10 protein-coding genes are annotated in these 12,876 nt (G+C 61.3%); 5 read left to right on the plus strand and 5 right to left on the minus strand.

The window, feature by feature from the left end; translation table 11 throughout:
- The first annotated feature begins 14 nt into the window (after positions 1-14).
- The 5 genes from A4A58_RS05925 to A4A58_RS05945 all read left to right on the plus strand — a co-directional run bounded on the left by A4A58_RS05925 (position 15) and on the right by A4A58_RS05945 (position 5,229).
- Positions 15-1,913, plus strand: coding sequence for an ABC transporter permease (locus A4A58_RS05925; protein WP_068730541.1), 1,899 nt, complete (start codon positions 15-17; stop codon positions 1,911-1,913).
- Positions 1,910-2,677: an ABC transporter ATP-binding protein gene (locus A4A58_RS05930; RefSeq protein ID WP_068730542.1), complete on the plus strand. Its 768-nt coding sequence runs from the start codon at positions 1,910-1,912 to the stop codon at positions 2,675-2,677. The genes A4A58_RS05925 and A4A58_RS05930 overlap by 4 nt, the downstream gene beginning before the upstream one ends.
- Positions 2,677-3,405 (plus strand): ABC transporter ATP-binding protein, encoded by a 729-nt coding sequence (locus A4A58_RS05935; protein ID WP_068730543.1) that lies wholly within the window; start codon positions 2,677-2,679, stop codon positions 3,403-3,405. Before A4A58_RS05930 ends, A4A58_RS05935 begins: the two co-directional genes overlap by 1 nt.
- Positions 3,406-3,474: 69 nt before the next feature.
- Positions 3,475-3,936 (plus strand): MarR family winged helix-turn-helix transcriptional regulator, encoded by a 462-nt coding sequence (locus A4A58_RS05940; protein WP_068730544.1) that lies wholly within the window; start codon positions 3,475-3,477, stop codon positions 3,934-3,936.
- Between the two features lie 228 nt (positions 3,937-4,164).
- A complete protein-coding gene (locus A4A58_RS05945) occupies positions 4,165-5,229 on the plus strand; it encodes a hypothetical protein (protein ID WP_068730545.1) in 1,065 nt (354 codons plus the stop codon).
- A 1-nt stretch (position 5,230) separates the two neighbouring features.
- On the opposite strand, the gene A4A58_RS05950 is transcribed toward A4A58_RS05945, so the two are convergent.
- From A4A58_RS05950 to A4A58_RS05970, 5 genes are all read right to left on the minus strand, one after another.
- Complete coding sequence (locus A4A58_RS05950; protein WP_068730546.1) at positions 5,231-7,546, minus strand: xanthine dehydrogenase family protein molybdopterin-binding subunit; 2,316 nt, start codon at positions 7,544-7,546, stop codon at positions 5,231-5,233.
- Positions 7,543-8,022: a (2Fe-2S)-binding protein gene (locus tag A4A58_RS05955; RefSeq protein ID WP_068730547.1), complete on the minus strand. Its 480-nt coding sequence runs from the start codon at positions 8,020-8,022 to the stop codon at positions 7,543-7,545. Before A4A58_RS05955 ends, A4A58_RS05950 begins: the two co-directional genes overlap by 4 nt.
- Positions 8,019-10,373, minus strand: a complete 2,355-nt coding sequence (locus A4A58_RS05960; protein ID WP_068730548.1) for a xanthine dehydrogenase family protein molybdopterin-binding subunit — start codon at positions 10,371-10,373, stop codon at positions 8,019-8,021. The genes A4A58_RS05955 and A4A58_RS05960 overlap by 4 nt, the downstream gene beginning before the upstream one ends.
- Complete coding sequence (locus A4A58_RS05965) at positions 10,370-11,227, minus strand: FAD binding domain-containing protein (protein WP_068730549.1); 858 nt, start codon at positions 11,225-11,227, stop codon at positions 10,370-10,372. Before A4A58_RS05965 ends, A4A58_RS05960 begins: the two co-directional genes overlap by 4 nt.
- Positions 11,228-11,384: 157 nt before the next feature.
- The gene (locus A4A58_RS05970) at positions 11,385-12,677 is read right to left on the minus strand and encodes an NAD(P)/FAD-dependent oxidoreductase (RefSeq protein ID WP_081421750.1); all 1,293 of its coding nucleotides are present in this window, start codon (positions 12,675-12,677) and stop codon (positions 11,385-11,387) included.
- Between the last annotated feature and the right edge of the window lie 199 nt (positions 12,678-12,876).

Consider the following 12,876-nt stretch of genomic DNA (forward strand, 5'->3'; position numbering starts at 1 on the left):
GGGGGATTCCTCCGATGAGTTTCAACGCGTTTCTGTTTCAGGCGCTGAACGGCCTGTCTGCCGCCTCCGGCCTGTTCTTCGTGGCTGCCGGGTTGTCGCTGATCTTCGGCGTCACCCGGATCGTCAATATCGCCCACGGGTCCCTCTATATGATCGGGACCTATATCGCTTACAGCATCGCCACCAAGGTCGGCGGTGCCGTGGGTTTCTGGGGCGGCATTGTTCTGACCGCCTTGCTGGTGGCCCTGATCGGCGCTGCCATCGAGATCCTGCTGCTGCGGAGGATCTATAAGGCGCCCGAACTGTTTCAATTGCTCGCCACTTTCGCGCTGGTGCTCGTTATCAACGACGCGACGCTGTGGATCTGGGGTCCTGAGGATTTGCTTGGCCCGCGCGCGCCAGGCCTGACCGGCTCCATCGAGGTGCTCGGCCGCCGGCTGCCCACTTACGATATCTTCCTGATTTTCGTCGGCCCGTTCGTGCTGTGGATGCTGCATCTGGCGCTGGCCAAGACCCGCTTCGGCCGTCTGATGCGTGCGGCCACGCAGGACCGTGAGATGGTGGGCGCGCTCGGCGTCAACCAGGCCATGCTGTTCACGGGCGTGTTCGCGCTCGGCGCATTGCTCGCTGGCCTTGGCGGCGCGCTGCAGATCGCGCGCGAGCCGGCGACGCTGGCGACCGATCTGATCGTGATCGGCGACGCCTTCGTCGTCGTCGTGGTCGGCGGCATGGGGTCCATTTCTGGTGCCTATCTCGCTGCAGTCATCATCGCCGAGGTCAAGGCGCTGTGCATCGGCCTCGGCGTCGTGAATTTTGGCGGCTTCACGGTGAATTTCTCCAAACTGACGCTGGTGGCGGAATTCCTCGTGATGGCTGCAGTGTTGATTGCGCGACCATATGGTCTGCTCGGTCGGGAGCAGGTAGCCGTGCGCAGTGTCGCCGAGCCTGAAGAGCCGCTACGTCCGGCGACTGCGGCCACGAAGATCGCTGGCCTCATCCTTCTTGTCGTTCTCGTGTGCCTGCCACTGATCGCCAAGAACTCGCCCTATACGCTGGTGTTGGGTATCGACGTGTTGATCGCCGTGCTGTTCGCGACCAGCCTGCATTTCATCATGGGGCCGGGCGGTATGCATTCCTTCGGCCACGCGGCCTATTTCGGCCTCGGTGCTTACGGCGCAGCGCTGCTGGTGAAATGGTTTGCTGCGCCGATGGGACTCGCACTGGCAGCCGCGCCAGTGCTGGCGCTGTTCGGCGCGCTGCTGTTCGGCTGGTTCGCTGTGCGACTGTCCGGTGTCTATCTGGCGATGCTCACGCTCGCCTTCGCCCAGATCGTATGGGCGGCCGTGTTCCAGTGGGAAACACTCACCGGCGGCTCCAACGGCGTACTCGGGGTGTGGCCGTCGGCGCCGTTCGACAGCCGTGGGGCATTCTATTTCCTGACACTCGCACTGGCGGTGCTCGGCGTGTTTCTGCTCCGCAAATTCCTCTTCGCGCCATTCGGTTACGCGATGCGGGCAGGGCGTGACTCCCCCTTGCGCGCTGAAGCCATCGGTCTCGACGTCAAGCGCGTGCACTGGCTCGCTTTCGCTATTGCCGGTGCAGTCTGCGGCATCGCCGGCGGGCTGTTCGCCTTCGCCAAGGGCTCGATCTCGCCGGAAACCATCGGCGTCAGCCGCTCCATTGATGGTCTCGTCATGGTTCTCCTCGGCGGCATCCAGACCCTGACCGGCCCGATCGTCGGTGCGTCGGTCTATGCGGTGCTGCAGGATTTCATGATGCGTTCGACAGAATACTGGCGGGCCTTGCTCGGCGGCATCATCCTGCTGCTGGTACTGGCGTTCCCGAGTGGCATCGTCGGCGGTTTCGTCAAGCTGATCTCGCGACGAAAGACAACATCGAAGGCCGCATCATGAGCGACCTCGCCATTCGTTCCCTGTCGAAAACCTTCGGCGGCGTTCGTGCCGTCAACGAGGTCTCGTTCGACATCAAGCGTGGTGAATTCCTCGCGCTGATCGGCCCCAACGGCGCCGGCAAGTCGACCTGCTTCAACATGATCAACGGCCAGCTGCCGCCGGATTCCGGCGAGATCTTGTTCGAGGGCGCCAAGCTCAACGGCAAGAAGCCACGCGATATCTGGCGCCTTGGTATCGGTCGTACCTTTCAGGTGGCCGCGACGTTCAATTCGATGACGGTCATCGAGAATGTGCAGATGGCACTGATCTCTCACGCCAATCAGGTCTATCGGCTGTGGAAGCCGGCGTCGTCGCTGCATCGTGAACGCGCGCTGGAGCTGCTCGCGCAAGTCGGCATGCAGGATGCGGCCGACCGGCCGAGCCGTGAACTGGCTTATGGCGACGTCAAGCGCGTCGAGCTGGCGATTGCGCTCGCCAACGATCCCCGCCTGCTGCTGATGGACGAGCCGACGGCCGGCATGGCGCCCAAGGAGCGCAACGACCTGATTGCGCTGGTGAAACGTCTGGTGATCGAGAAGGGCATCTCCGTGCTGTTCACCGAACATTCGATGGATGTGGTGTTCGCCTTCGCCGATCGCATCATCGTGTTGGCGCGGGGCCGGCTGATCGCCGACGGTGACGCCAAGTCGATCCGTGACAATCCGCAGGTGAGGGAAGTGTATTTCGGCACCGGCAAGACATTCCAGAAATCGGGGGCCCACTGATGAGCGCTCCGATGCTCTCGGTCGAAAATTTCGGCGCCTCCTATGGCGCCGCGCAGATCCTTTACGACCTCAGCCTGCAGGTCGGGCGCGGCGAAGTCGTCGCACTGATGGGCCGCAACGGCGCCGGCAAGACCACGACCATGAAGGCCATCATGGGCCTGATGGCGCAGTCCACTGGCAAGATCCGGTTCGACGGCCACGATATCTCCGGCAAGCAGCCTTACGAGATCGCGCGGCTCGGCCTCGGCTTCACGCCGGAAGACCGTCGTATCTTCTCCGATCTGACGGTATTGGAAAATCTCGACATCGGTCGCCAGCCGCCGCGCAAGTTCAGCGACGGCGTGCCGGCGCCGGTCTGGACCGAAGAGAAGCTGCTGGCGCTGTTTCCCAATCTCGGCGAAATGCCGAACCGTCCGGGCGGTCGGATGAGCGGTGGCGAACAGCAGATGCTCACGGTGGCGCGGACGCTGATGGGCAATCCGCTGCTGATGCTGTTGGACGAGCCGTCCGAGGGCGTCGCCCCCCTGATCGTCGAGTTGATGGCCAACACCATTCTCGAGCTCAAGAAGGCGGGCGTATCGATCCTGCTGTCCGAGCAGAATGTTCATTTCGCCGAACTGGTGTCCGACAGAGCCTATGTCCTGGAGAAGGGACAAATCCAATGGAACGGAACTATGGCCGAGCTCGCGGAGAATATTGACATTCAGCGGGCTTATTTGACGGTGTAACGATCAAAACTTCATCTGTCGCAACAACCGAAGATCGTCCATAACTAGCAAGAGATCATCGGGGACGACATGGCGCAGAAACCGAGCAAGCTGAAGGCCCTTCCGGCCGTGGAGCCGTCGCCGGACTATGTCCTTGACGCCCAGGTCGGCTTCCTGATGCGCGTGGCGATGCAGCGCCACACCTCCATCTTCATGTCCAACATGATCGAGGATCTGACCCAGACGCAATTTGCCGTGCTGGCGAAGCTGCATGAGGTCGGTCCGAGTTCGCAGAACCATCTCGGCCGCCTGGTCTATCTCGATGCCGCCACCATCAAGGGTGTGGTCGATCGGCTGGGCCTGCGTGGTTTCATCACCACCGGTAGCGACCCCACGGATCGCCGTCGCCGTGCGGTGTCGCTGACCGAGAAGGGCGCCCGCGTGGTCGAGGCCGCCATCCGCGTCGCCGCGGAAGTCAGCGCCAAGACGCTTCGGCCGCTGACGGCCGAAGAGCAGCGCACGCTGACGCGATTGCTGAAGAAGATCACGTAGTTCGCCCGGGTATTCATCGCACAACGTCAGATTTTAGTCAGCTTGACCTGCCTTGCAGCGTCTGAGCGGAGTTTGCGCTCGACGTGGATAACGTATAGACTAAAATTACAATTTTAAATTGTTTTCCAATTTCGTTAATTTATATGTTTCATCAAGCGCCAGTTGTCATGCATGTGCATCCCACGATGAAGCCCTGCTACTGGATCGCTGCACTGTGGGACACTTGGCATGTTTGGCGCATGGATCTCGTCGGCTATCAGAGGCATCGGCGAGCATTGGCAACTCGTTCTGATCGCAGCATTGTTGGCTTGTCTAATTCTGCAGCCTCTTGGAAACTTCTTACTTTACGGCTGGAGTCGCAAGGCAGAGGAAATCAACAGCAGTTTGCGAACGGAAGCTAAGAAGACTTACTTGAGTGTCTTCTGGGACCGGACCGTCGAATTGCCCAAAGTGGAGAGTGAATTTTCAGAACTCTACTACACTTGGTACGGAAGAAGGCGCTTTCTCATTCCGCTACTTCTTATTTTTTGCGTTGTTGTAGCCGTGACGCTATTTTTGGGATCGGAGTTAGTGGAGATTGCTAACGGTAGAAGCCAAAAATTCAGCGCCGCCTGTGCCGCAGTAGCCGGAGCATACACATTTGTAGCTTGGGACTTCCTCGGTCGGGCACAGCGCCGAAATGTCACGACCTCTGCAATTATGCGCGGCGCGCTACGCTTAAGTATGGCCGTCCCCGTTGGATTTGCTTTCGCTGCGGTCGTTAGCGCTGACTTAGGGCTTTTCATAAGTTTCGCAGTTGGCGTTTTCCCGTTGGAGACTATCAGTACAATATTGCGCCGGTTGGTGAATGATAAATTGAAAATTGAACTCGGTGCGAATAGCGCGCCTGATCAGGTTGCGACGCTCTCGGGAATTGATCGATCTATAGCTGATCGCATCGAAGACGCGGATATTACGACGATACCGCAGTTGGCTTGGTGCGATCCCATTCTTCTGACCATGCGGACGAATCTGTCGTTTGATTATGTGGTTGATATAGTGGGGCAGGCATTGGCTTGGGTCTATCTGGGCGAGAAATTGCAGATATTAAGAATGTTTGGGTTGCGGAGCGCGTACGAAATTAAAGTCTTCATGGATGAGTTAGAGGGATCCGACAAGAATTTGAAGAGCAACGCATCAAAGGTTTTAATTGCGGCTTCGTTAGCTTCGCAAATCCCTGAAGAAGGACTAAAGTATGCCTTTGAGCAGATAGCTGGAGATAAGGCGACCCAGTTTTTGTACGAGGCCTCTTGATCTAGATATTAGTTCGTTTGACAAGCGCCTTGATCCTCTGCGGCGAGACCGGCAGCTGCGTGATGGCGCCGGGCTGGCCGAGCGCGTCGTCGATGGCCGCTGCAATCGCTGCGCCGACGGCATTGGTGCCGCCTTCGCCGGCGCCCTTGAGCCCCATCGGGTTGAGCGGGCTCGGCGCATCCTCGGAAATGATCACTTCCACATCAGGTACTTCGCGGGCCGTCGGCATCAAATAGTCGGCGAAGGTTACCGCCAGCGGTTCGCCGCGGTCGTCGTAGGTGAACTCTTCATAAAGCGCACCGCCGATGCCTTGGGCCACGCCGCCAACGATTTGGCCATCGACCAGCATCGGGTTGATCGCTTTGCCGATGTCATAGGCGACGAGATACCGCTCGACGCTGATGCCGCCTGTATCGCGCGCCAGCGAGACGACGGCGACATGGACGCCGTATGGGTAGGTCATATGCTTGGATTCGAACGATGCTTCGGCGAACAGGCCAGGTTCGCCATCACCAACCAGATTGCTTCCCGGTTCGAGCGCTTTCGCGATCTCGGCAAGTGTCATGGACGGGCCGGTGCTGCCATCAAGGCGGACAATCTCGCCATCCACGATATCGAGTTGATCGGCCGTCAACTGCATCAATTCAGCTGCGGCCGCGAGAGCCTTGTCGCGCAGCTTCAGCGCGGCTTGCCGCGTCGCTTCGCCCGTCATCACGGAGACGCGCGAGGCGAAGGCGCCGAGACCTCTGGCGATACGGTTGGTCTGGCCGTGGATCACGCTGACATTGGCATAGCTGGCGCCGAGTTTCTCTGCGCAAATCTGAGCGATGACAGTTTCGACGCCCTGGCCGACCGAAGCGGCGCCGGTGACGACTTCCACGAGCCCGTCGGTCCCGACATTGATCCGCACATCGTCGAACGGGCCAAGACCGCTTTTCTCGACGAACATGGCGACGCCGGAGCCGACCAGTTCGCCCGCCTTGCGACGCGACGTAATCTGCGTCTGCAGGTCGTCCCAGCCGATGCCATTCAGCGCCTTGTCCAGCAGCTTCGGATAATCGCCTGAATCCAGCACGATGTCGGTGCCGAGCGTTTCCAATGCACGCGTGACCGGCATCTCGCTGGTCGCGATGAGGTTACGGCGGCGGACCTCGACGCCGCTGATCCCCACTTTGGCCGCGACCGCATCCAGCAAGCGTTCGCGCACGAAAGTGCTCTCATAGCGGCCGGGCGCGCGATAGGTGCCGCCAGGCGTCTTGTTGGTCAGGCGGATATGGCCGAGCACGCGATAGGCGGGAATGCGATAGGGGCCGGGCAGCATCGCAGCTGCTAGGTCGGGCACGGTGGCGGCATGCGTGCGCATGTAGCCGCCCTGATCGTGAAAGAACTCGTTGTCGATCGCCAGAATATTGCCGTCGCGATCGATCGCCGCGCGGATGTGATGGGTCTGCTGCCGCGAGTGATTGGCCGCGATCAGATGCTCGCGGCGATCCTCTATCCATTTCACGGGACGTCCGAGGCGCAGCGCGGCGAGGCAGACGAGAACGTCTTCGGGATACATCTCGCCGCGAATGCCGAAGCCGCCGCCGACATGGCCTTCGAACAGATTGGTGTTGGCAGCGGTGCGGCCAAACATCTTGGCGAGTTGGTCGCGATTCCAGTGCGGGACCTTTGCCGCACCATACATTTCCAGCATGTCGGTCTCGGCGATATAGTGGCCGATCGCACCGCGCGTTTCCATGGGGACGCCGGAATGGCGACCGATGGAGAGTGAGAGGTTGACTACGGCATGCGCCGTGGCAAAGGCGCCATCGACGTCGCCATAACCCTTCTTGATGAGCGCTGTCTCAGTGGGAAGCCCATCGCGGAATTCGCCGATCTCGCCATCGGCATGCAGGATGACCGGGAGTTCCTCGATCTCGACCACGACATGCTCGGCGGCGTCTTCGGCGAGATAGGGGTCCTCGGCGAACACGACGGCGACGGGATCGCCGACATAGCGTACCTTGTCCTTGGCCAGAATGGTCTGGCGATAGGCGGCGAGTTGTTCGAGCCGCGTCAGACGGAAATCGATCGGCGGAATCTCAGCGACATCGGCAAAGCTCCAGGCGGCGACCACGCCCGGAATCGCCAGTGCCGGCGCGAGATCGACGGAGACGATGTTGCCGTGGGCATAGGTCGAACGCACCACGCGCATATGGAGCTGGTTCGGGAAATTGATGTCCGCAGCAAACTTGCCCTGGCCGCGCAGCAGCGGGCCGTCTTCCTTGCGGAGGACGGACTTGCCGACCAAGGTCGCTTTCGCGGCAGCACTCACGACTGACGCATCTCCACCGCGGCAGCGCGCACCGCCTTGATGATGTTCTGATAGCCAGTACAGCGGCACAGGTTCGACGACAGCACGTCGACCAGATCGTGGTCGGAAATATCCGGTTCGCGTTCCAGTACGCCGACGGCGAGCATCAGGAATCCGGGCGTGCAGAAACCGCATTGCAGGCCATGGTTTTCCATGAAGGCGCGCTGCATCGGGTGCATCTCGTCGCCATCGGCGAGGCCTTCGACGGTGCGGATCTGCTTGCCGTCCGCCTGCTGGGCGAACATCAGGCACGAGCGCACCGGTTCGCCATTGACCAGCACGGTGCAGGCGCCGCAGACGCCGTGCTCGCAGCCGATATGCGTGCCGGTCTGGCCGCAATCCTCGCGGATCGCGTCGGCGAGGGTCCGGCGCGACTCCACGCGAATGGCGTAGGACTGGCCGTTGATGATGAGGGTGATGTCGGTCTTGTCGCTCATGCAGTTTTTCCGTTGCTTGGCAATTTTCCGCTGCTGCGCAGGGCCGCCCGAATGCGCTGCGGCGTTGCCGGCATTTCGTCGATGGAGATTCCGAATGGCGAGAGCGCATCGTTGATTGCGGAGATCACCGCTGCCGGCGCGCCGATGGCCCCGCCTTCACCGAGGCCCTTGGCCTTGGTGATGGAGTTACCGGTCAGGGTCTCGACGTGATGCAGCTCGATTTCGGGAATTTCGCGCGTTGTCGGCGGCAGGAAATCAGCCAGTGTGCTGGTCAGGATATTTCCGGTCTCGTCATAGATGATCTCTTCCAGCAGCGCGTTGCCGATGCCCTGCGCGACACCGCCATGGACTTGACCGTCAGCGATCATCGGATTGATGATCAGCCCGGCATCCTCCGCGACCAGAAACTTCTCCATCTCGACACGGCCGGTCTCGATATCGACCTCGACAATCGCGACATGGCAGGCATTGGAGAAGGTTCCGGATGGATCGTAAGTGCCGGTTTCGGTGAGACCCGGTTCGATCTCGCCCTTGAAGATATGGGTTTGGTGATAGGCCGCACGGGCCATTGACGCGATAGTCACCGAGCGGTCGGTCCCGATGACATGCGCCGAGCCGGACTGCAGCGTGATGTCTTCGGGCGCTGCTTCAAGGAAATGGCTCGCCATCTTCAGCAGTTTGGCGCGGATTTTTTGCGCGGCTAGCAGGCTGGCGCCGCCCGACAGCACCAACGAACGGCTGGCAAAGGTGCCCCAGCCATAGGGCGAGCGATCGGTGTCGCCATGAACCACCTTGATGAATTCCGGATCGATTCCGATCTCGTCGGCAATGATCTGCGCCAGCGATGTGCGCAGGCCCTGACCATGCGGCGACGAGCCGATCCGCGCTTCGACGAAGCCCGAGGGATCGATGGTCAGATACACGGTCTCGAAGCCCGGAGTGATCTCCATGCCGCGCGCCGCGAAAGCGGGGCTGCCATAGCCGGTGCGTTCGGAGAAGGTCGCAAAGCCGATACCGAGATAGCGGCCGGCATCGCGTGCAGTCTTCTGGCGCTTGCGGAATGCGTCGAGGTCGATGGCCTTAATGGCCATCTCCATGGTTTCCTTGTAGCTGCCGTCGTCGAAGACGAGACCGGTCGCCGATGTGTAGGGAAATTTGTCGATGAGGTTTCGGCGACGCAATTCAGTCGGTTCAATGCCGAAGGCTGCGGCAGCCTTGTCCATGAGCCGTTCGAGCACGAAGGTGATCACCGGTCGCGAGACGCCGCGATAGGGGGCCATCGGACAGGTATTGGTCATCACGCCGCGCGAGCGACAATCATAGGCGCGCACGTCATAGGGGCCGGGAAGTTCGGCCAGTGCCATCAAGGGTTCGACGCCGCAGGTCGTGGGAAAGCAAGAGTAGGCGCCGATATTGGCGACAATGTCGCCGCGCAAAGCGAGCAGCTTGCCGCTCTTGTCGAACGCGCCTTCGAGCTGGACGTGTTGATCTCGGCTGTGGAAGCTTGCGATCAGGTTTTCGCGACGATCCTCGGTCCAGGCTACGGAGCTCCGCAGTTTGCGCGCCAGCCAGACCAGCAGCACATATTCCGGCGCGAGCGACATCTTCTGCCCGAAGCCGCCACCGACGTCGGGGGCGACGACGCGTAGGTCGGATTCGGGAATGCCGAGGATATCGCACACCGCCGTGCGTGTCAGATGCGGCATCTGCGTGGTGCAGGTCAGCGTCACGCGGCCGGTCGAACCATCATAGGCGGCATGGCCGGCGCGGGCCTCCATAGGCGTCGCATTCTGACGGTGCGAGCGCGCTTCAACATGCAGCACCTTGTGTGCGGTCTTCCAAACATCCTCGAAGCCGGGTGTCGCGATGCGACCCTCGACGATCACGTTGTGCTTGGTGTCGGCGTGAACCAGCGGAGCGTCTCCAGCAAGCGCATCCATCGCATCGATCAGCGGCGCACCTTCGGATATCTCGACCTCGATCTGATCGGCGATGTCCTCCGCCTGATCCTTGCTCGGCGCGTAGACGGCCGCGATGGACTCACCTGTGAACCGCACCACGCCATCGGCAAGGATTGGCTGACCCACGGCGACATAGTTGAACTTGCTCAGCATGGGCCGGATCGGCTTCAGCTTTGCGAGGTCCTTGGCCGTGACGATGCTTGCGCCCTCCGGCGCCGTGATGTTCTTGATCGTTCCTGCAGCCACGCCGCTGCGGACGAAGCGCACCCAGTGCGTGGCCGGCATATCCGCGGTGAAGCGGCCGCGGCCGGTGACGAGGGCGGGGTCCTCGAGTCGGCGGATCGAGCGCCCGACCCAGGTCGTGCCGGAGCCCTTGGTGTGGACCGTCATTGCAATGACCGCTCCAGCGCACGGCGCGTGACAGCGCGGACCAGATCGCAGCGATACTCCGCAGTGGTCTGGATATCCTCCAGCGGCTCGATAGCATTTGCTGCAGCTTCACCCGCGGCGACGAACAGTTCCGGCGAAGGAGCCTGACCGTTCAACACGTCTTCGGCTTCAGTAATCCGCCGTGCGCGATCTTCGGCACCGCCGATGCCGACATGGGCGTCGGCGATCACGCCGTCGACGAGACGATAGGTGACGAGTGCCGCCGACATCGCGAAATCGCCGGCGCGGCGGCTGAACTCGTAGAAGCCGAATTTGGTATCGTCGGGTAGCAGCGGCAAGCGTGCTTCGGCGAGGAATTCGTCCTCGGCCAGCGATGTCGACATGATGCCTTCGAGGAAATCGGTGACAGGCACGATGCGTTCGCCGCGCACACTCTTCACGACCAGTTGGGCGTCCAGCGTTGCCGCGACGAGGCACCACTCCGATGCAGGATCGGCATGGGCGAGGCTGCCGCAAAACGTGCCGCGCATCCGGATCGGATAATGCGCGATGTGGCTGACAACGAAAGCAAGGAGCTTACCAAGCGGACCGTCAATGACAGGCTTGTGGAATGCGCCGTGGCGCACCCGCGCGCCAATCGAGAGGTAGTCGCCGTCGACAGCGAGGCGGTCGAGCCCTTCGACCTCGTTGATATCGATTAAGTGTGCTGGCCGCGCCATGCGGAACGCCATGATCGGCACCAGGCTCTGGCCGCCCGCCAGAATGCGGCCATCGAGCGGCGCAAACTCGGCCAATGCACTCACAACTTCATCCACGGTGCGTGGGACGTGTCGCGTGAACGGCGCCGGCTTCATATGGAAAAACCCCGAGCAGGAGTGCCAAAATTCACTTGTATGCTAACAATCGTCTTTTGGAAGTCAATCAGTGTCGCTGACGCAAAACGGGGCGTTCGCCGCCTGCGTTTTGATCACACGGGGATAGCTGAATTCGTCGAGTCGAGCGCGCTAAGTTTCAGGCGATATCGCGCTGCAGCGCGAAGTCATCCAGCAATGGCGAGCGTTTGCCCGCGATCATCCCGCCGATCAGTTGCGCTGCGAGATAACTGAAGGTGATGCCGTTCCCGCCATAACCATAGGCGGCATAGAGATGCGGATGGCCGGGGACAGGGCCGATCAGCGGCAGGCCATCGCGCGTGGTGTCGAAAGTGCCGGCCCAGCGATAGTCGATGGCAAGTTCGGCGCGTGGCCAGAGTGATGCGAGCTTCTCCTTCAGCGCACGTGCCTTGGCAGGGATCAGGGCATCGCGTGCATCGGGATCAATGATCTCGTCGCTGTCTTCGCCGCCGATGATGATGCGGCCGGATGTGGTGGTTCGGGCGTAGAGATAATCCTTGCTGTCTTCCCAGATCAGCACACCGTCGCGCCAGAGTCTGTCCGGCTGCGGCTTCGTCGCGATCGCCCAGCTCGATGACGGCTTTTGCACGGTCGTTTTTACGATGTCGGGCATCACATAGCCGGTCGCCAGCACGACATGGCGCGCCTCGACGGTACGGCCGTCCATCAATTGAACGCCGACGGTGTGGCCTGCGGAGTCGAACGTGGCCGTCTCCGCCTCGAACAATCGCGCGCCGCGCGCCGTCGCGACATTCAGCAGTCCCAGTGCCAGTTGCAACGGATCGGAATCTGCCGAGTCCGGCGACACGATGGCACCCGCCCGGGCAATGTCGTATTCGGACAGGAGGGCCTTGTGATCGAGGAGTGTGCCGGGCAGGCCGGCGCGCTCGCGAAGCGCGTGTTCCTCGATCAGCCCTTTGGCACTCTCGTCTGCGGCAAGATAGAGCGAGTCCTTCGCGCGCATGTCGCATCGCAGGTCGAGCGTCCGGACCAGTGCCTTCAATCCATGGACGGCGTCATAGCTGGCGCGATAGGCACGCGCGGCGCGCTCATAGCCATAGAGATGTGTCAGCTCCTGCAGCGAGCGATCGATCTCCCATAGCAGCATCGACGTGCTCGCTACCGTACTGCCGCGCCCAGGCAATTCGCGATCGACGATGACCACATCCAGTCCCTGCCGCGTCAGTTGCTCGGCCATCAGGGCGCCGGTGATGCCCGCGCCGACGATCAGCGCATCGCATGTGGTGTCTTCGGGGAGGGGCTGACGGGAGGCATGCTGCAGGCCAGCAAACCACGGCGAATGTCCGCCGCGCAAATCAGCATGCTCGGTGGTATCGGGATCGAGATCGGAAATGGGGCACCTTGAAGTCGGGGGAGGAAGGCGCTCCGGCGCCTCACGCTGAATTCGCATGACAATTTCCCGGGCCCTGTTCCGTTCCTTGCGAGATCGCGCGGGCGGGCCAGCTACTCCAGATTCTCGCAGGCCACGGCGCGGTCCCGAGCCGGATTCTCTATGACCTTGGATCAGAGATAAGTGATTTCAAAGGGTTAGATACCCGTAGCAAGATCGCCGCGGTGACGTTAAACAGGCGCCAAACCAAACCAGACGA

The organism is Tardiphaga robiniae (assembly GCF_001618955.1).
In the GTDB taxonomy this organism is placed as follows: Bacteria; Pseudomonadota; Alphaproteobacteria; order Rhizobiales; family Xanthobacteraceae; genus Tardiphaga; species Tardiphaga robiniae_A.